At 37.9% G+C, this 19943-nt stretch carries 18 protein-coding genes; 9 read left to right on the forward strand and 9 right to left on the reverse strand.

Features of this window, described 5'->3' with window-relative positions; all coding sequences use genetic code 11:
- Positions 1 to 139: 139 nt before the first annotated feature.
- The 8 genes from B9T28_RS09820 (at position 140) to fdx (ending at position 6336) form a co-directional block, all read left to right on the forward strand.
- Positions 140 to 793, forward strand: a complete 654-nt coding sequence (locus B9T28_RS09820) for a hypothetical protein (RefSeq protein WP_086203803.1) — start codon at positions 140 to 142, stop codon at positions 791 to 793.
- Positions 794 to 930: 137 nt separating this feature from the next.
- Positions 931 to 1404, forward strand: a complete 474-nt coding sequence (locus tag B9T28_RS09825; protein WP_086203804.1) for an Rrf2 family transcriptional regulator — start codon at positions 931 to 933, stop codon at positions 1402 to 1404.
- Between the two features lies 1 nt (position 1405).
- Positions 1406 to 2623 carry an IscS subfamily cysteine desulfurase gene (locus tag B9T28_RS09830; RefSeq protein WP_086203805.1) on the forward strand — a complete coding sequence of 406 codons (1218 nt, stop codon included), beginning with the start codon at positions 1406 to 1408 and terminating at the stop codon, positions 2621 to 2623.
- Between the two features lie 112 nt (positions 2624 to 2735).
- Positions 2736 to 3122 (forward strand): Fe-S cluster assembly scaffold IscU, encoded by a 387-nt coding sequence (iscU, locus tag B9T28_RS09835; protein ID WP_086203806.1) that lies wholly within the window; start codon positions 2736 to 2738, stop codon positions 3120 to 3122.
- Positions 3123 to 3151: 29 nt separating this feature from the next.
- Positions 3152 to 3472, forward strand: a complete 321-nt coding sequence (iscA, locus tag B9T28_RS09840) for an iron-sulfur cluster assembly protein IscA (RefSeq protein ID WP_086203807.1) — start codon at positions 3152 to 3154, stop codon at positions 3470 to 3472.
- 96 nt (positions 3473 to 3568) lie between these two features.
- Positions 3569 to 4084 carry a Fe-S protein assembly co-chaperone HscB gene (gene hscB, locus B9T28_RS09845; RefSeq protein ID WP_086203808.1) on the forward strand — a complete coding sequence of 172 codons (516 nt, stop codon included), beginning with the start codon at positions 3569 to 3571 and terminating at the stop codon, positions 4082 to 4084.
- Positions 4085 to 4121: 37 nt separating this feature from the next.
- Positions 4122 to 5981 carry a Fe-S protein assembly chaperone HscA gene (hscA, locus tag B9T28_RS09850; protein ID WP_086203809.1) on the forward strand — a complete coding sequence of 620 codons (1860 nt, stop codon included), beginning with the start codon at positions 4122 to 4124 and terminating at the stop codon, positions 5979 to 5981.
- Positions 5982 to 5997: 16 nt separating this feature from the next.
- Positions 5998 to 6336, forward strand: coding sequence for an ISC system 2Fe-2S type ferredoxin (gene fdx / locus B9T28_RS09855; protein ID WP_086203810.1), 339 nt, complete (start codon positions 5998 to 6000; stop codon positions 6334 to 6336).
- A gap of 75 nt (positions 6337 to 6411) precedes the next feature.
- Here fdx and B9T28_RS09860 read toward each other — a convergent pair whose 3' ends face one another.
- From B9T28_RS09860 to B9T28_RS09895, 8 genes are all read right to left on the reverse strand, one after another.
- Positions 6412 to 7848, reverse strand: a complete 1437-nt coding sequence (locus B9T28_RS09860) for an adenylate/guanylate cyclase domain-containing protein (RefSeq protein ID WP_086203811.1) — start codon at positions 7846 to 7848, stop codon at positions 6412 to 6414.
- Between the two features lie 51 nt (positions 7849 to 7899).
- Entirely contained in the window at positions 7900 to 8334 is a 435-nt protein-coding gene (locus tag B9T28_RS09865; protein WP_086203812.1) for an HIT domain-containing protein, read from the reverse strand.
- 241 nt (positions 8335 to 8575) lie between these two features.
- On the reverse strand, positions 8576 to 12040 hold the full coding sequence (gene mfd, locus B9T28_RS09870; RefSeq protein WP_086203813.1) for a transcription-repair coupling factor: 3465 nt from the start codon (positions 12038 to 12040) through the stop codon (positions 8576 to 8578).
- Between the two features lie 246 nt (positions 12041 to 12286).
- Entirely contained in the window at positions 12287 to 12640 is a 354-nt protein-coding gene (locus tag B9T28_RS09875) for a hypothetical protein (protein ID WP_086203814.1), read from the reverse strand.
- A gap of 115 nt (positions 12641 to 12755) precedes the next feature.
- Positions 12756 to 13697, reverse strand: coding sequence for a Dyp-type peroxidase (locus tag B9T28_RS09880; RefSeq protein WP_086203815.1), 942 nt, complete (start codon positions 13695 to 13697; stop codon positions 12756 to 12758).
- 161 nt (positions 13698 to 13858) lie between these two features.
- On the reverse strand, positions 13859 to 14644 hold the full coding sequence (locus tag B9T28_RS09885) for a glutathione S-transferase N-terminal domain-containing protein (protein ID WP_086203816.1): 786 nt from the start codon (positions 14642 to 14644) through the stop codon (positions 13859 to 13861).
- Between the two features lie 33 nt (positions 14645 to 14677).
- Complete coding sequence (gene rraA / locus B9T28_RS09890) at positions 14678 to 15190, reverse strand: ribonuclease E activity regulator RraA (RefSeq protein WP_086203817.1); 513 nt, start codon at positions 15188 to 15190, stop codon at positions 14678 to 14680.
- A 12-nt stretch (positions 15191 to 15202) separates the two neighbouring features.
- Entirely contained in the window at positions 15203 to 15868 is a 666-nt protein-coding gene (locus tag B9T28_RS09895; protein ID WP_086203818.1) for a Rossmann-fold NAD(P)-binding domain-containing protein, read from the reverse strand.
- A gap of 215 nt (positions 15869 to 16083) precedes the next feature.
- Here B9T28_RS09895 and rpsT point away from each other — a divergent pair, with 215 nt between their 5' ends.
- On the forward strand, positions 16084 to 16350 hold the full coding sequence (gene rpsT, locus B9T28_RS09900; protein WP_086203819.1) for a 30S ribosomal protein S20: 267 nt from the start codon (positions 16084 to 16086) through the stop codon (positions 16348 to 16350).
- 118 nt (positions 16351 to 16468) lie between these two features.
- On the opposite strand, the gene B9T28_RS09905 is transcribed toward rpsT, so the two are convergent.
- Positions 16469 to 19528, reverse strand: coding sequence for a M66 family metalloprotease (locus B9T28_RS09905; RefSeq protein WP_086203820.1), 3060 nt, complete (start codon positions 19526 to 19528; stop codon positions 16469 to 16471).
- Between the last annotated feature and the right edge of the window lie 415 nt (positions 19529 to 19943).

A 19943-nucleotide genomic window follows, 5' to 3' on the forward strand; every position in this document is an offset into this window, starting at 1 on the left:
AAATAAAGCCCTTGAACCTTTGGCAAAACTGTTCTACAAAGCTAAGCTATACATAGTTTTGTATAGATATACGACCTTTCGTTATCATGTTTTATATTTGAGATTGGATTCTCAACAGTTTTTTGTATAGGAATTTTTTATGAATGAATCGCAACAAAAACAAGGTCAAACTCGTTTGTTGCTAAACATTGTCATGATTATATTAGAAACCATTTATTCTTTTGTATTAAAACATGATCGTGTTGTTCGCTTGCAGGCTAAGAAATTTGTCGAACAACAAATTACAATCAAAATGAATAGCTATATTCCTTACTTAGACTTTTATATTCAATTTACTGACAAAGGTATACTGTTTGATCTAAAAGCACCTGAAAAACCTATAGATTTAGCCGTCAGTAGCACTATCTTTGATTTTCTACAAATTTTTGTATTTGCCAATAAACGTAGTATGAAAAAAATGCGTTTAGAAGGTGATGCTATTTTAAAAGATGAATTTAGAGATTTAGTATTACATCTCACTGCGCCAAAACTACTTTCCGACTGGAAAAACTGGCTCACCAATGCAGATGACGATGATAAAAGTCGTGCTTCTAAAAAACGAATCAAACCACTAATAGAAAAAATTGATGCGCAGCGCTCTAAAATTAATGCACTACAAGTTGAAGTAAAACAATACCAAAACCGCATTAAGAAAATGCAGCGAAATCAACAACGCATAACAACTGCTTTTTATGTAACAGGGGTACTCTTTATTGCGTTACTCGTGTATAATTTTTGGGTATTTTTCAAATAATTTTAAATATAAATAAGCTTTTAAAGCTTCGCTCAAAAATCCTGACAAATTTAGTAGGAATTATCAATAAAAAACTTGACTATTTTAGTCAGGATTCATAAAATCCAATCATCTAGTCTAAACATGTGTATCGAATCATGCGCTTAACCACTCGCGGTCGCTACGCAGTGACTGCTCTACTTGATTTAGCTTTGCAGCCACCTGAACAAACGATTACGCTAGCAGAAATTGCAACTCGTCAAACGATCTCCGTCGCCTATTTAGAGCAATTATTTGCCAAACTTAAGCGTCATGGTCTCGTTTCAAGTGTACGTGGTGCGAATGGTGGCTATCATTTAGCGCGCAATGCTGAAGAGATTACTGTTTTAGAAATTATTGAAGCTGTAAACGAAACTGTTGATGCAACACGTTGCGACCATAAAGGGAATTGTCAGAATGGTGCAATGTGTCTCACTCATGATTTATGGCAAGAACTCTCCCTCCATATTGCCGATTACTTAGCTAAAATTACTCTTGCCGATCTTGTCGCTCGTGACAACGTACAAACCGTTGCATTACGCCAAAACCCAGCAAGTTTTGATACAGCTCTTTTATCAGTTACAGGTATTTGACATGAAACGTCCGATTTATCTTGATTACGCAGCAACCACTCCTGTTGATCCTCAAGTAGCAGACCGCATGATGGAGTGTTTAACTTTTGACGGTATATTTGGTAATCCTGCATCGCGTTCACACGCTTATGGATGGCAAGCCGAAGAAAAAGTTGAATATGCACGTGAACAAGTTGCCAATTTAATTAAAGCAGATCCTCGTGAGATTGTTTGGACGTCTGGTGCAACTGAATCAGATAACCTTGCGCTTAAAGGTGTAGCACAGTTCTATGCATCTAAAGGCAAACACATTATTACCAGTAAAATTGAACACAAAGCAATTTTAGATCCTTGCCGTGAATTAGAAGAAGAAGGCTTTGAAATTACGTATCTTGAACCAGAAGCCAAAACGGGTTTAATTACTCCTGAAATGGTTCAAGCTGCAATTCGTCCAGATACTGTTCTTGTTTCCCTGATGATGGTTAACAATGAACTTGGTACGATTACTGATGTTGCTGCAATTGGCGAAATCACACGTGCCAACAAAACATTCTTTCATGTCGATGCTGCACAAGCTGCGGGCAAAGTTGAAATTGACCTTTCAACGATGAAAATTGACTTAATGAGTTTCTCTGCACATAAAATTTATGGCCCGAAAGGCATGGGCGCATTGTATGTTCGTCGTAGCCCACGTGTTCGCTTAAAAGCGCAAATACATGGTGGTGGTCATGAACGTGGTATGCGTTCAGGTACACTTGCGACCCACCAAATTGTAGGTATGGGCGAAGCATTTGAACTTGCTGGTAAAAACCTTGTTGCTGAACAAACGCGTTTACGTGTATTACGTGACAAGTTATGGAATGGCCTGCAAGGTTTAGAACAAGTCTTCTTAAATGGTCATCCTGAACATAACGTTGCCAACTACTTAAACGTAAGTTTCAACTTTGTTGAAGGTGAATCACTCATGATGGCACTGAAAGATGCAGCAGTATCTTCAGGTTCAGCATGTACTTCTGCAACATTAGAACCATCTTATGTACTTCGTGCATTAGGTTTATCTGATGAACTTGCACACAGCTCAATTCGTTTCAGCTTTGGTAAATACACCACTGAAGAAGATATTGATCATGTACTTGAAATTACTAAAGCAGCAGTAGAAAAATTACGTGATCTTTCTCCACTTTGGGACATGTACAAAGACGGTATCGACTTAAGCACAGTTGAATGGGCTGAACACTAATATATTACAGGCATCTTATTGAAAACATTCAATTGAACTTCATTAAGATGCCCCAATATATAAATATACGATACATATTATCAACGCTGACCCCGAGGTATGGAGACGCATCATGGCTTATAGCGAAAAAGTAATTGATCATTACGAAAACCCCCGTAATGTTGGTGTTTTAGATAAAAATGCTGAAAATGTGGGTACTGGCATGGTCGGTGCACCTGCATGTGGTGATGTAATGCGTCTTCAAATTCAAGTGAATGATGATGGCATTATTGAAGAAGCGCGTTTTAAAACTTATGGCTGTGGCTCTGCAATTGCCTCTAGTTCATTGGTTACAGAATGGCTTAAAGGTAAATCTTTAGACCAAGCGCAAGCCATCAAAAATATTGATATTGCAACTGAACTTGCACTTCCTCCTGTAAAAGTTCACTGCTCTGTACTTGCTGAAGATGCGATTAAAGCGGCTGTTGAAGATTACCGTAGCAAAAAATCTAAAGCTTAATTTTTACCAAATTGATAAATGGAGTTTTCATGATCAATTTAACTGAAAATGCTGCAACTCATATCAGCAATTATTTAAAAAATCGCGGTAAGGGTGAAGGTATTCGCGTTGGCGTGAAAACTTCTGGCTGTTCTGGTTTAGCTTATGTACTCGAATTCGTTGATGAAGTTGATACGCATGACCAAGCATTTGAACAGTTTGGTGTTAAGGTTTTCGTTGATCCAAAGAGTCTAGTTTACCTAGAGGGCATGGAAATGGACTATGTTAAAAATGGTCTAAACGAAGGCTTCGAATTTAACAACCCAAATAAAAAAGGTGAATGTGGTTGCGGTGAGTCTTTCACTGTTTAAATAGCCTTTTTTGTTGCATTAAAACAGTGTATTACACTGTTTTAATTGCATTAACATCTTGTTTTTATTGTACTACTATCTTGGAATTCACTCCCAATGAATCATTTTGAGTTGTTCAATCTCCCTGTAGCACTCGATATTGATTTAGCAAGCTTAAAAGCTCAGTTTTTAATATTGCAGCAACAATATCATCCCGACAAAGCTGAAGATAAAGATCAAGCCTTGATTAAATCAAGTGAGATCAATCAAGCATTCAAAACTTTATCAAATGTCGATAGTCGTGCTGGGTATTTACTGTCTCTAAAAAAACAAGACCATCACCTTGACCAATCCATCAGTGATTTCGAATTTCTACAATCTGCTCTAGACATCCGTGAACAATTGGATGAAGCAACCAATATCGAACAACTCCTCTCCTTAAAAAAAGAAGTGCAGCAATGGATCGATGGCTTAGTTCGTGAATTCAAAATTGATTATGATGATGAAGATTGGGCTGAAGCACGCGATACTGTACGTAAGTTACGTTTTTTTCAAAAAGTGATGCTGGATCTCGACAAAGCTGAAGATCGACTGCTTGATGATGAAGATTTTGATTTAGATGATGATTTTTAATTTTATTTTTTTGACTGATGACCAAGGGATTTAACATATGGCACTCTTGCAAATTGCAGAACCTGGACAATCAAGTGCGCCACATGAACATCGTATTGCAATTGGCATAGATTTAGGTACAACCCATTCTTTAGTTGCTACGGTTCTTTCTGGTAAAGCCAAAGTTCTCAATGATGAACAAGGTCGCGTATTACTCCCTTCTATTGTTCACTATGCTCAAAATTCAACAGAATATGGTGATGCTGCAAAACCATTTACCACCACAGATCCTAAAAATACGATCGTATCTATAAAACGCTTTATGGGGCGCTCTAAAGCAGACATTAAATTTCAACATCCCTATACACTTGTGGGTGAAGACCACCAGATGCCTGCTTTTGAAACAGCACAAGGTCGTAAAACCCCTGTTGAAATTTCCGCTGAAATCTTAAAACAACTCAAAGATCGCGCTGAAGCCAGCTTAAACAACCCTATCAATGGTGCGGTAATTACCGTTCCTGCTTATTTTGATGAAGCACAACGTCAAGCAACTCGTGATGCAGCTCAACTCGCTGGTTTAAATGTATTACGCTTACTCAATGAACCTACCGCTGCAGCCGTAGCCTATGGTTTAGACCAAGATACCAATCTGGAAAATGATCGCAACTATGTGATTTATGATCTCGGTGGCGGTACCTTTGACGTATCAATTCTACGCTTTTCACAAGGTGTTTTTGAAGTTTTAGCAACTGGTGGGCACACTGCTCTAGGTGGCGATGACCTCGATCGCTTAATTGTAAAATGGGCCAAAAAACAATTAAATATTGAAACTCTAGATGATGCTGAATATGCACATTTCATTGTTGCCGCGCGTAAGGCCAAAGAAGCATTAAGCGACAATGAAGCTACTGATCTTAAAGTACTTGATCAACACCTCAGTCTAGACCGTGCTACATTTGAAAATATTATTAAAGTCGCATTAGATAAAACCATTAATGTCTGTAACCGTGTTTTACGTGATGCTAAATTAGATTTAAGTGACATCCAAAATGTAGTTTTAGTGGGCGGATCGACTCGTTCTTATGCTGTACAACAAGCTGTGCGTGAAGTGTTTAAGCAAGAACCTCTGTGCACCATCAACCCAGATGAAGTGGTTGCCATTGGTGCTTCCATTACCGCTAATCAATTGATTGGTAATAGTCAGGATGGCTCACTACTGCTTGATGTTACCCCGCTTTCCCTTGGCTTAGAAACCATGGGCGGATTAGTTGAACGTTTAATTTCCCGTAATACCGCAATTCCAGTTGCACGTCGCCAAGAATTTACCACCTATCAAGATGGTCAAACCGCCATGTTAATTCATGTCGTTCAGGGTGAACGTGATTTGGTTGAACATTGCCGTAGTTTAGGTCGTTTTGTACTCCATGGTATTCCACCCATGACTGCAGGTCAGGCACGTATTGAAGTGACTTTCCAAGTCGATGCTGATGGACTACTCAGCGTTGCAGCAAAAGAAACGACTTCTGGTGTCAATGCACATATCGATATTAAGCCATCTTATGGTTTAGCCGATGATGATATGCAACGCTTGCTGCTCGATGGCTACAAGTTTGCTGAAGAGGATAAAAATCTTCGTCATTTGCAGGAAACGAAAGTAGAAGCAAAACGTGAACTTGAAGCATTAGAGCAGGCATTAAAAGTTGACTCAGCACTGCTTTCAAGTGTTCAATTAACTGATTTAAATCATGCTAAAGAACAGCTTGAGCAACAGTTAACAACATCAGATATTAAAGCCATAGAAACTGCTGTAGAACAGCTTAAAATTCATAGTGATGCTTTTGCTGCCGCACGAATGAATCAACATATTGATCAGGCTTTAAAAGGCACAAAGCTTGATGATTGGTCAAACTCAAACTAATTAATAGGTAAAGACTATGCCACGTATTAAAGTCCTCCCCCACGCGCAAATTTGCCCGAATGGTGCTGAGTTTGAAGTTGAGCAAAATGCCAATCTTTGCCAAAGCTTACTCAACAACGGCATCAAGATTGAGCATGCTTGTGACATGTCAAAAGCATGTACCACATGTCATATCGTTGTGCGTCAGGGTTTTGATAACCTTGAAGAAATGGATGATATTGAAGCAGACTTACTTGATCGTGCTTGGGGATTAGAACCCGATTCTCGTCTATCTTGCCAAGTTAAAATTACAGATCAAGATTTGGAAATTGAAATTCCAAAATACACGATTAATCATGCATCAGAAAATCATTAAGATTAGATTTCCTCTCGTTAAAAGATTAAAACCACTCAATTAGAGTGGTTTTTTATACTTAGCAAAAAATACGGCTTATTTAATTTCATCTTCCAAATTCAACCGCGCAATACCCTGTGAATTGGTCAAATGCTGTTGCACATGAATTCGATCAATCATTTTTTCTAAAATATCCACCAACTCAGGATATTCATAATTCTGAACTTCCTCTAAATTCAAGACCAAATGAAAACCTTTATATTCATAATCAAACCATTGCTGATTTTCATTTCTATTGGCAGCATGTTTTTCCATTACTTGCCATGTTTTCACTAAACCTTGAATCCCTTTTAAAGCAATCGGTTTTTTGGGCGCACAGAGATAGTCATTCTTAATCAACTTATAAGTTTCATCTGAAACTAAAATTTCATCAATATCCGCCGCACTTTGTAATCGAGCTGCTAAATTTGCATCACGGCCAACAATGGTATATGCCATACGATGGACTGCGCCATAATTACCAACGTGACAATAACCCGTACTAACCCCCATACGAATATGTAAGGTTGCATACCCCATTTTAACCCATCGTTCTCGCAGCAGCTTCATCTGATGACGCATTGAAATTGCCATATCAATACAATTTCGTGCATCTTGCTCTACCCCTTGAGAATCAGGATCCCCAAAAAAGATTAAGATCGCATCACCCATGAACTTATCAATAGTCGCACCATACTGTTTGGCAATTTCAGTCATTTGACTTAAATAATCATTCAGTAAAAATGCTAAATCATCGGGAATCAGTGTTTCAGATAGCTCAGTAAAACCTTGAATATCCGAGAAAAATACAGTTATTTTTTTACGCTTATATTCTAATTTTGCCTCAGTTTCACCACGCATAATGGCTTGCCAAAGTTGCAATGGTGCGTAACGGCTTAATTTATTTGAAAGTTCAATATAGCGGTTCATTTCCTTAAAGTAATTTTGTTTTTGCTCTTCTATGCGTTTCATTCTTCTATTTTGATAATAATTACCAATATTGGTAAATATTGCGATACACACAAAAGCAAGGACTGAAAGCTCTGGATTGGTTTGTTGAAAATATTCATCAAAACCAAAAATAAAAATAATATTCAGATAAAAAACAATAATTGCAATAAGGCTCGCGAAAGAGCCCATCATAAAAGAAATTTTATTATTAATTGCATTGTAAACAAGTGCTGAGAGCAATACAAAAGATACAACCAAACTCAAATGTACGGCTGCTAAGGCTGAAGCAATGACAATGACATCAATGACAAAAAATACATTTCTACGTATATGATTATCAAATCTATATTGAATCCAATGCGATAGCTTTTGACTAATCACAAAGATCAACAATAAAAAAAATGGAAAATATAGTTGATAACTTGCATCTGGGGAGGTGAAATAATACACCACCACCAGCAAAGCAATCATGATATATCCCATTAAACGTTGGAATACCTCAAATTGCTTTGGCTCTCTATCTAACATTCGATCTAATGGCACTGAATTAAATCACTCCAATTTCACTTCTACACAAATCCATGTGTATATTCGTTAGTCCATACGCCAGTCAAATGGCATATCCCCTTGACCACGTAAAGCGAGCATTAAAGTTTGGCGCATATGTGCTAAAACATCATTGCTGTATGGTACTGCTGGTGTACCCCAAACTGGTCTTGGCCAAGCCACATCATTTTGGTAACGCACGACATGGTGAAAATGCAGTTGTGGAACCATATTTCCCAAAGCAGCAACATTCATTTTATCTGCGCGGAACACACGAGCTAGCTGACTTGACAACCAACTAGACTCTCTTAAAAACTGCTCTTGGTCAGATTGACTCAATTCATACAGTTCAGTGATTCCTGGCACACGTGGAATTAAAATTAACCACGGAAACTGCATATCATTCATTAAACGACATGTAGAAAGCGGAAAATCGCCAACAAAAAAAGTATCTTGAGCAAGTTGTGGATGCAAACTAAACATATCTTTATAAATGACGTAAAATTAGAAGGATGGCTAATACTAACACATCAATTTTGGCATGAATATTATTAGTCTTGTGTTTTACTACAAATAAATACAGATTAGCTTAAATCCAATCATGCCATATACATTAAAGCTAAATACCAATACTTTAAGCTCTTGACTCAATTTCAAACCCTCTATGCAAATTCACACGAGGGCTATAAGATTTTGTTTTTTAAGCTGAGACGCTAGTATCTGTTTAGCTTAAACTTACTTCACTTAATAATTTATTTAATAAATCTAAAATAAACTGAATCCGCTTATCAAACTCCTGCAACATCACCATCACTTTTAAGCGTTGCCCACCATCCATTTTGTAATAGGTCGGATGCTTTTGCATCAACTGTATGATACTCATTGCTTGTACTGGCGTATCTGGAGAAAATTCTAGAGCACCACCATTGGCATGTATATCAATTTTCATGATCCCCAATTGTTCGGCTTTAATCCGAATTTGATGCACACTGAAAAGTTGTTTAACGGGTTGCGGTGGCACACCAAAACGGTCAATTAACTCCATACGAATGTTATCTAGTTTTTCTTGGGTATTAGTATTACTAATACGTTTATAAAATAACAATCGCTGATGCACATCTCCCAAATAGTCATCTGGGATCAAGGCAGGCATATGCAAATTAATTTCAGCAGTTAACGACAATGGCACATCAAAATTTGGGGTTTTCCCTTGTTGAATGGCCTTGGTGGCTTTTTCCAACATTTCCATATACAAACTATAACCAATGGCTTGCATAGATCCACTTTGTTGTTCACCCAACAACTCGCCTGCACCACGAATTTCCAAATCTTCAGTGGCTAACATAAAACCAGCACCTAGATTTGAAGCACGTTGAATGGCATCTAAGCGTTTTTCAGCATCACCTTTTAAGCCTTTCAGTGAAGGCACCATCAAATAAGCATACGCTTGGTGATGTGAACGCCCTACACGACCACGTAGCTGATGCAATTGTGCCAAGCCCAGTTTATCTGCCCGTTCAATAATAATGGTATTGGCATTTGGAACATCAATCCCTGTTTCAATAATGGTCGAACAAACAAGGACGTTGTACTCTTTATGATAGAACTGTTGCATTACCTGCTCAAGTTCACGCTCTCGCATTTGACCATGTGCTACAGCAACACGTGCTTCAGGTACTAAATGGCGAATGTTTTCTGCAGCACGTTCAATCGTATCGACTTCATTATGCAAGATATAAACCTGACCACCACGCAATAATTCCCGCAGAATCGCCTCTTTCATGGTTGCATCAGTTTGATCAAGCACAAAGGTTTTTACCGCTAAACGACGCGCAGGTGGCGTCGCAATAATAGATAAATCCCGCATACCAGAAAAAGCCATATTCAATGTACGTGGAATTGGGGTCGCGGTTAAGGTCAACATATCTACGTCTGCACGCATTGCTTTAATCCGCTCTTTATCACGCACGCCAAAACGATGTTCTTCATCCACAATCATCAAACCTAGATTTTTAAATTGGATATTTTCCTGAAGAATTTTATGTGTGCCAATGACAATATCCACTTTACCATCTGCTAAATCTTCTATTGTTTTAGTATGGGCTTTATTGGTGCCAAAACGTGATAAAACTTCAATCCGAATCGGCCAATCGGCAAAACGATCTTTAAAAGATTCAAAATGCTGTTGCGCCAACAATGTAGTTGGAACGAGTACAGCAACTTGCTTATTATTTTGGACAGCAACAAATGCTGCACGCATTGCGACTTCAGTTTTACCAAAACCAACATCACCACACACCAAACGATCCATGGGTTTGGCCAATTGCATATCATGTAATACCGCTTCTATCGCATTGGCTTGATCGAGCGTTTCCTCATAAGCAAAACCACTGGCGAACTGCATATATGAACTTTGCTCAAGTTCAAAACTAATTCCCGGTTTAGACTGACGACGTGCTTGAATATGTAATAGTTCGGCAGCAACATCATGAATTTGCTCTAAAGCTTTACGTTTCGCTTTATTCCATGCATCAGTACCCAATTTATGTAAAGGAGCCAGATCAGGATCACCACCACTATAACGACTAATCAGATGCAGGTTGGTCACTGGCACATAAACTTTTGCCGCATCCGCATAGTCCAGCTGCAAAAACTCATAATCCTGATCATCAATATTTAAAGTGACTAACCCCGCATAACGACCTACGCCATAGTCGATATGTACAACTGGTGCTCCAAGACTTAATTCCGTCAAACTACGAATTAAAAACTCTTCTGAAACTTCTTGTTGGCGTTTGCGGCGACGTTGTACGACCCGATGTTCATATAACTGATTTTCAGAAATAACGGTTAAATGATTGGTAATGACCAGCCCTCGGTCTAAAGGGGCATTGGTAATAGCTACGGAATAATTGCTTTTTTTAAACTCTGCAAAATTTTCAACAACTGGAATATCACCCAAACTTGGGCGTAAAGCATCCTTTAAAGTTTCACGACGGCCTGGGCTTTCGGCGACCAATAGCACAGGGTGATTGGCTGAATTAATATATTTTTTAACAACTGAAAATGGTTTTTCTTGTTTAGGATCAACTGGAAGCCGAGATGGTAGCTCTACTGATAAGTTAATAACACCAGCTTTTTCAATAATTTCATCAGTTGATACAATGATTCTTGCAAAATGATTTAAAGCTTCAAAAATTTGATTCGGTTGTAAAAACAAATCTTCTGGTGCAAGTAGCGGCTGGTCAATATTATGACGTCGATCTTCATAACGGCGTATTACATCTTTCCAGAAAGTTGCTAATCCATCATCCAACTGATTATCTGTAATGACAACAGCATTACTAGGTAAGTACGAAGTAATGCTGCTTTGATTGTGCATTGCTTCTTTACTAAAGAACAATGGAAAGTAAAAATCTAATCCAGGTGATGCAATACCTTCTAAAACATCCTGATAGATTGGATTTTTCTTCGGATTTGCTGTTGGAAAACTTTCCGCATAACGATCTCTGAATGTTGATCGTGCTTCTTTGAGTGGAAACTCTTTCGCTGGTAAAACCGTAAATCGATCTAATTTTGTGGTGGTTCGTTGTGTTTCAGGATCAAAAAATTTAAGCGTATCAATCTCGTCATCAAACAAATCAATACGGATTGGTGAGTTTTGCCCTGATGCATATATATCCATAATACTGCCACGGACTGCAAACTCCCCATGATCATAGACCGTATCCACCAAGTGGTAACCAGCCTGAATCAATTTCATTTTTTGTTGTTCTAAATCAAATTTTTGACCGACTTTGATATCGAAATGCTCGCCCAATATCCATGAAGTTGGTGCAACACGCTGTGCGAATGTCGTTGCAGAGATCAGTAAAATGCCTTTTTTGGGCATATTAGAAAGAATGGATAAACGCTCTGAAATAATGTCTTGATGCGGTGATAATCGATCATAAGGTAAAATTTCCCAATCGGGGAAAATGGTTGGCTTAAGACCATAAAATTCGAGTTCACTTTCCAATTGCCCTAAATGCTGATTGTTCCGTGCAACCAAGACAAATAACTGCTCAGACTGCTCAGATATTTCTTTAAACAATAAAGATGCAGATGAACCAAGCATTGAGCCGATCCATCGTTTTTCACCTGCTTTGAGTCTTTTTAAATTGAGTTCAGAGATTTCTTTTTGGAACATAGTCGCTATCGGTCTAAAAGACATGGCTACTATTTTAGCATGATGAATTTTATATAAGCTTATTTATCAACACAGTCTTACTTTTATTTTCTAAGAAAATTGCTGCATTTTTGTAAAATAATCTATTGCTCTTTAACCTAGCTCTACTCGAAGGGTTTCACTTTACATATTAATGCATAGGTGATTTCTTTCTTTAGGAACTACTACATACCAAATGAAATATAAGTCATGCTCTCTTCTTTGTTTTTATTTATCTCTTTTAAAAATTTTATAATAATCATTTAATTTTTGAATAATCACCTTAAACTGTTTTAAGTTTTCTTCGGTATTTCCTAAACGTGTAACATAACGACCAGAAGCAATTTCTAAATCAATTTTTTCATTGATCAAAATAGCTTTATAAAATAGCTCTTTTAAATCATCGAAATTGGTTAATTTTCGGTTAGAAAAATATTCTAGACGCTCTGAGCATTTATTTACAACGATACCATCAACGATATAGCCTTGCTCTATATCAAATTGGATATTGTTTTCACGTAGATAGACTTGTTCAGCTGTTTCCTTACTGCCTTTCAACAACGCAACCAACTTATTCAACATGCTTGTTCTTTTCCAAACCCAAAACTTCCAGCCATCATAGCAAATTAAATACTTTACAGCCGCAACATAAAAATGGGGATGCCTCACACGGCCCCCCCACTTTCTTTACAATAAATTATTCATCACCTAAATCATCTAGAAAATCGATGGTAGGAACAAAAAATAAAGTTCCGGTTTTAGCCGTACTAAAATCCAGTAGTCGATCTAAATTACCTGCTGCATCACCTTGAAACATATGTTTTAGCATTTGATTGGTGGTACTAAACTTACCTGCATAACCAATAAAGAATGTGCCATATTCATTTTTTGAAGGATTTGAAAAAGGCATATTCGCTCGCATAATTTTGAGTTCATTGCCGTCACGATCATGTGCTTTACTCACCACATTATGCGCAGTGCCCGGCTTAACATCATCACCTAGCTCAACATCATTAAATTTTTTGCGTCCAATAACTTTTTCCTGCTCTTCATCACTTAAGCCACGCCATTTATCCATATCATGCATATATTTTTGAATAAAGGCATAACTTCCCCCTCTAAATTTTGGATCTTCTTTCCCAACCAAGGCATATTCAGCGGCAATTTCAGGTTCAGGATTCTCTGTTCCATCCACAAAACCAATAATTGCCCGACCATCAAAATAACGAAAACCATGCACCTCATCAATCGAATGTGCTACATCTTTGAGTTGCTCTTGAATAATACTCGCCAACTCAAAGCATAGATCTTGACGACCTGCACGAATATGAAAAAATAAATCCCCAGCTGTTGAAACAGCAGTATATTTTGGACCTTTAAGCTCTTTAAATGTTATTAATTCTTTTGGTTTACTTAACTTCGGAAACAATCGATCCCACGCATTTGAACCAAAACCCATGGTCGCATTAAATTGAGCTTCAGGAAATCGGTTGCTTAAGCTCCGTGTTAATGCTGAAAAGTTAGCTGAAAAATCTATAACCGTTTCTACAACTGCATCAGTTTGATTCAACCCCAATACGATGAATAACGCATTTTCGCCCGGACGGCTCATGACCGGTTGAATTCTCGTACTTTTCATAAATGCATGCTCTCATTTTATTATAAATATTCATAATCTAGCATATTGCAAAACTTCTTTTGTAACATTGAGCAACAATCATGATCCAATAGTTCAATTTCACTACCCATACATACAAAAAAAGCACCTCAAGGATGCTTTTATTATTCAAGTATTTAATATCAACCATATTTTTGCTGTAAATACTTCACAATATCTTCAGATTCAAATAACTTCGCACCCGTATTAGGATCTTCCAAGTAAGGAACTTGAATATCTTTCTTAAAACGACTCATCACTTCAATCACTTTTTCACGCTTACCGCCCTGTAAAGGCACATATTGTCCCGGTTTTAAACGTAATACCGCAGGCCCCTGATCTTGCCAACGCTCTTTTGCTACATTGTGAAAAACAAAAGGAATTTCTAATTCTGTAAGAACACCACGCACAACCCGCGTATAAGGACTCGCTTCAAAACCCCATAGTTTCAATAATTTTTCAGGAGCAGCACGATCAACAATTTTCTGGTTAATCCACACACCTCGAGCACCATTAATGAGCGTACCCGCCAGAGCCACAACTGGATATTTTGGATAATGTGTATACTTTTTAGGTGTTGTACCGCTTTTCCCATAATGCTGAAATAAATAATCAATAATGGCTTTCGACTCATACATTTCAGTGCCCGTATTCTCATCCACAAAAAAAGGAAATTGTTTTTTCCCACCTTTCTCTTTAACGATTTTACGGTATTTCACTCCACCTTTTGGGCATGGATAAACTTCATAATCTAGATTTAATAACGTCATAACTTCACGTACACGACGACAAAATGGCGAACCTTCAAACTCATACAACTTAATTGCTTTTTCAGGCTGATTCGGAAAAGCTGTACCAGTAGCTCCACGCCCTCCTGCTGTTATAGATGAAGCAAGTGCTTGAACGACTTTAATTTGATGATGCACCATTTTATTATCCTTGAGCTTTCGATGGTTATTAACTTATAAATCGACCAATTTTTCTTTTGAAACAACAATTCCATTATTATCTGCATAGAGATAATCACCTGAATCAATGCTTACACCTCCAAAATAAAGGCTAATTTCAGTCTCGCCTATGCCTTTACGCTGACTTTTTTGTGGAATTGCAGCCAATGCATGCACACCTAAATCAAGTTCTGCAATTGCATCAACATCACGTACACAGCCATAAATGACCACGCCATTCCAATGATTTTTTACCGCTGACTCCGCAATCATATCGCCCATGAGCGCACAACGCATAGACGCTCCACCATCCACAACAAGGACCTTTCCTGTACCATCCGTTGCCAATAACTCTTTAACTCGCGAATTATCTTCGAAACATTTCACCGTGATAACCTGCCCCCCGAAGCTTTTACGTGCACCATAGCTTTTAAAAAACTTACCATCCATAGATGGTGTCACGACTTGAATGTCTTTTTCAGGATGATCATCTAATAAATCACAGGTTACGAAAGGTATTGAAGTCACTCTATATCTCCATTATTTGGTGTTTTGTATGTGTAAATTATCATAAATTTCAAACTTATCAGTCTGATTTTGTGCTGCCTCAATCATAGTATGAGCCACTTGTTCTGCTGTCACTGGCTTATATTTGAATGTATTAGGCACCAAATGCGAAAATCTTTGATAAAGCTTTTGAGTCACATCTTCGAACACCCGTTTTTCTTGACGCTCACCCAATAATAATGATGGCTGAAAAATAGAAGTACAGCTTAAATTCAAATTGTGGATATAATTTTCTAATTCGCCTTTAACCTTATTATAAAAAATTTTAGAGGTCGAATTTGCCCCCATTGCACTGATTAATAAAAAATGAGTCGGTGTCATTTCAAATAAATCTGCAAAATGTGCATTAATGCCATAATCGATGTTGTAAAAAGTCTGCTTTGAACCCGCTTTTTTAATGGTTGTGCCTAAGCAGCTAAAGGCGTGGCTATATTCACTCACATCCTCATCATTCAATAATAAGAAGTCATCTAAAATAAACTGTTTTACTTTTGAATAATTTTTAAATGCTTGATCTTCGTGACGCACAACCACTGTTATACGCTCACAACCTACATTTGAATTGAGTTGTTTCACTAGCTCCCGGCCAACCAGCCCAGTCGCTCCAATCACAATTGCACTTCTTATTAATTTAGCCATTTTTTAATCAATCCCACTAAGATTCGGATAATTTAACGTTTTCTTTCAACTTTATCTGCATCTAAAATGTTGCCAAAGCAAGTCAAGTCTTGACTTTGATGCTTTATTTAATCACAATATGGCACTTGTTTACGGGCTGGTGATAATTCTTCTGATGAAGGTTTTCAGATGCAATTTCAGCCCGCCCAGACCAATCTATTTCAAGGAGTGCACGAGTGGCAAACTCTGCTCAAGCTAAAAAACGTGCCCGTCAAAACGTTAAAGCACGTAAACACAACGCTAGCTTACGTTCAATGGTTCGTACTTATCTTAAACGTACAGTAGCTGCTATTTCTGCTGGTGACTATGCTGTTGCTTCAGAAGCTTACAAAACTGCTGTACCAGTAATTGACCGTATGGCTGATAAAGGCATCATCCATAAGAACAAAGCTGCTCGTCATAAGAGCCGTTTAAATGCACAAATTAAAGCTTTAGCTAACTAATTTATGTATGTGAAAAAAGCCCTATAAAGGGCTTTTTTTGTGTCTATTTATAATCAATATTTAATAAAATAAGCCCTTTATAGAGCTTATTTTATTTACTCAATAATTAAAAGTATAATTATTTCGTTAAAAGTCTCGAGATCAATGGTAAATTTTTACCATTAGACATCGCTAAAATTAAACTTTGATTCTGCTGAACAATAGTCCACTTCTGGTTATTACCACCGCCACAACCATACATGGTAATTGCACCACGCCCATCTGCAGCTGGGGTATAACCACCACTCAAGTCTAAACAACTGTTTCCTTGACGAAGTTGTTGTGTATTATCAGCATTTACAGCAACTTCCCACACTTGACCTTGCAAATCATTATTACATGAAGAAAGTGTTCTAGAATTGGTTAAACATAAATCTGGATACTGTTGACTGTGAATTTTACCAATTGCATCATGAATCCATACTGTGGATGGCTCTCCCGTACAGCCATTCTTACCACTCATATAAACATTCAATGCTCCAGTATCAAGTTTCTCTACTTTAAGACAACTATTGCCCATTTTTGGCATGGTTAACATGCTGGCATTTGCCAATGGAAGATCATTGTTTAAGCCGATTTCATTCACAAAAGCATGGAATGCCTCTAGTGCTTCTGTATTGCCGCTACTTAAGTCAGCATAATAAGTATTTACCCAACGATTCAAACGATAAACTTTGATTTGTTGTTGTGTATAACGCACCATTTCAGCTTGAGCATCTGAAGAAAACTCATCTTTAAAAAGACGATAAGAATCATAAAACATTCTAAAAGTAGGTGATAAATTAACGACTTCTTTACCCTGATTTTGCAAGAATGCTTGGCTCAATTGTGGCAGTTCAACATGCTTTAACGCTGAATAACCGTCCTCCTTGCCAATACTTACATACGGTGACATAGCATCAACACTAACAGGAATCGTAATACTTGAAAGTTGAACTGCTACCTCATTTTCTTTTTTACAATACAAATCAACCACTTGAGGCTGGTCACTTTGTGCCAAATTAACATGGAACTTATTCACAACAGCTAAATTATTGGGATCAAGGTTAGGATTCATTCGTTGTGGTGCCAATGCAATATTTTGCACACCACCAGCAGACTGCACTTTTAACCAGCAACTCGCAGCTGTACCGCCAGTATTGGCTTGCGGCAAATCAAACACATTACCCCAGTTACCACGTGCCGCAGGATAAATTAAACCCAACTGATTGACGGGATCATATCCACCCACAATGGTATATACAGGCACACTAAATAAACGGGGTTTTAGAAAATTCCCATTCGCACTGTTATACCAAACATTATTCGATTTCGCAGGTACTCTAGGCTGTGATACCTCCATCATTCGAGTTTCTTTATTCCACTTTTTATAACCCGTAGCGGAATCGCTCGCCCAAACATCGCGATCAAGCGCAGGTTGGATTTTTTGCTGTGCCGCATAGCCAGTATAGTACGTGTATTGTGACAACGATCCCGATGGATAACCACTAGACATCGCATTCATACCATAGGCATAAAGATTGAGGAAACTCGGAATATTACTTTCTGGGAAACCCCGATTACCACTATTCCAATCTAAGTTACCACGCATACGATTACGATTTGCTATATAACCCCAGCCACTATCTGCATGATGTGTTTCTAGTGAACGATCTGTGCCATTTTTCCCAAAATAGTCACTCATACCAAAGTGATGTCCAATTTCATGACTAAATTCATTACCAATTGAATTATATAAAGTCAGGATACCATTACCCCCACTTAAACCATGACTGTACTCACCATTATTGGACTGGCCTTTATCATTGATCTCTTCATTAATGTATTTACCGCGAGCATGATGAATCACAACACTTTGGGTTAGTTGTGGTTGTTCCTGACTCTGCATTGATGAACTGGTCACACCCCAGTTTGCAAGGTTAATACCCACACTGAAGGTTGATTTAGCTGTATTCTCACGCATGTCGCCACTATACGTACCGCCATTGCTTGCACTTACTGAGTCATAAATAACACCACTTGCGACCATCACTTTGTTAAGCTTCATATCTTCATATTTACTAACAATCATGCGTGCTGCTGGAACGGTCTGGAAATAATCCGTCCCTGCTTTCTCAGGCTCGAGCAACATATAGTGACTCGTTGACTTTGGTGGATCTGTCAATAAGCCCAATCGAATACTTTGGACAACCAACTCACCAGGTGCTGCAAAATCAATGTCTTCTGCACGTAAATCGCCAGTCTTATTATTTACAGGATCAACGATTCGAATAGATAATCCCGGACGGACTTCACTCCATGACAATGCTGTTGACCATGCACGTTTTGAAAATTGTACCCGTGGCCGATCATCAGCATTGGACTGATCTGATGACGCAATACGCGAAGGTTCTTTTAATTCAACCGTCCGAATCAACTGATTATTTAAATATATTTCTGCATTTAAAGTTTCAGGATCACCCATTTCTATCGTTGGTGTCACGAGAAGCAAAGCATCTTTTTCAGTGGTTAATCGCGGTAAAAATTGCGATTCATTATTCTTAGGATTGACCACATGACTTTGTGCAAATTGCACCATCGCCGAAAAACTACCATTTAAATCATTTCTGATTTGGCGAGTAAGTCCAAGTTTATCAAAATCGAAAAAACCCAAAATAGAACTATCCAATCTATCTCTTTTAGGTTCAGGATATTTTGAGATAAATGGTGGTTTTACTGGCGTACTTGGTTCTATTGGTATTATAGGTATACCCGTATCTGGCTTTACTGGTGTACTTGGCCCAATTGGCGTTAAAGGTATACCCGTATCTGGCTTTACTGGTGTACTTGGTCCAATTGGCGTTAAAGGTATACCTGTATCTGGCTTTATTGGCGTACTTGGTCCAATTGGGGTTGTGGGTATACTCGTATCTGGAATTTCTGGCTTACCATCTCCTGGAATTTCTGGCTTACCATCTCCTGGAGTTTCTGGTCTACCATCCCCTGGAAGCTCATTCGTTCCATCCCCTGGAACTTGATTTGAGCCACCACCAGAACTGTTAGTTGAATCATTGTCTTTATCGTAATAACCAGAGCCACCACAAGCTACCAGCATTGCAGACAACGTACATAATGTTAAATACTTAAACCTTAGTTGCATCACATTCCCCAATGAAAAACATTACTGCTTCACCTATTATCAAAATTAAGTGAAACAATAAAATAATATTCAATATCAATGGGTTAAATTAACACAATTCAAATGACTGTCAATTTCTTACCAATCAACAAGCGAAAAAACACCCAAAATGGCTTTTTTATCTTTTTAAGCATCAATATTTAATTTATTCAGAAAAAAACAGCACAATTTTTTATGATTTATAAAGTAAGTTAAATCACTCGAATCACAGATAAAAATGCATCTAAAAGACGATCGCACAAAACCATTAGGTCACTATATCTTTGACTGCAAATAATATTTAAACATGAATTAATCAGGTGAAATTGTCAGTATAGCTGTTGAGCAAATATCTAAATAGTTAAACAACCAGCAAGAGGATTAAAAGCAACTCTTT

Source organism: Acinetobacter silvestris (assembly GCF_002135235.1).
GTDB lineage: Bacteria > Pseudomonadota > Gammaproteobacteria > Pseudomonadales > Moraxellaceae > Acinetobacter > Acinetobacter silvestris.

Bases quoted from the DNA above. Each gene is read 5' to 3' on its own strand.
- B9T28_RS09820 (WP_086203803.1), top strand. From the start codon at position 140: ATGAATGAATCGCAACAAAAACAAGGTCAAACTCGTTTGTTGCTAAAC.
- B9T28_RS09825 (WP_086203804.1), top strand. From the start codon at position 931: ATGCGCTTAACCACTCGCGGTCGCTACGCAGTGACTGCTCTACTTGAT.
- B9T28_RS09830 (WP_086203805.1), top strand. From the start codon at position 1,406: ATGAAACGTCCGATTTATCTTGATTACGCAGCAACCACTCCTGTTGAT.
- iscU (WP_086203806.1), top strand. From the start codon at position 2,736: ATGGCTTATAGCGAAAAAGTAATTGATCATTACGAAAACCCCCGTAAT.
- iscA (WP_086203807.1), top strand. From the start codon at position 3,152: ATGATCAATTTAACTGAAAATGCTGCAACTCATATCAGCAATTATTTA.
- hscB (WP_086203808.1), top strand. From the start codon at position 3,569: ATGAATCATTTTGAGTTGTTCAATCTCCCTGTAGCACTCGATATTGAT.
- hscA (WP_086203809.1), top strand. From the start codon at position 4,122: ATGGCACTCTTGCAAATTGCAGAACCTGGACAATCAAGTGCGCCACAT.
- fdx (WP_086203810.1), top strand. From the start codon at position 5,998: ATGCCACGTATTAAAGTCCTCCCCCACGCGCAAATTTGCCCGAATGGT.
- B9T28_RS09865 (WP_086203812.1), bottom strand. From the start codon at position 8,334: ATGTTTAGTTTGCATCCACAACTTGCTCAAGATACTTTTTTTGTTGGC.
- mfd (WP_086203813.1), bottom strand. From the start codon at position 12,040: ATGTTCCAAAAAGAAATCTCTGAACTCAATTTAAAAAGACTCAAAGCA.
- B9T28_RS09875 (WP_086203814.1), bottom strand. From the start codon at position 12,640: ATGTTGAATAAGTTGGTTGCGTTGTTGAAAGGCAGTAAGGAAACAGCT.
- B9T28_RS09880 (WP_086203815.1), bottom strand. From the start codon at position 13,697: ATGAAAAGTACGAGAATTCAACCGGTCATGAGCCGTCCGGGCGAAAAT.
- B9T28_RS09885 (WP_086203816.1), bottom strand. From the start codon at position 14,644: ATGGTGCATCATCAAATTAAAGTCGTTCAAGCACTTGCTTCATCTATA.
- B9T28_RS09895 (WP_086203818.1), bottom strand. From the start codon at position 15,868: ATGGCTAAATTAATAAGAAGTGCAATTGTGATTGGAGCGACTGGGCTG.
- B9T28_RS09905 (WP_086203820.1), bottom strand. From the start codon at position 19,528: ATGCAACTAAGGTTTAAGTATTTAACATTATGTACGTTGTCTGCAATG.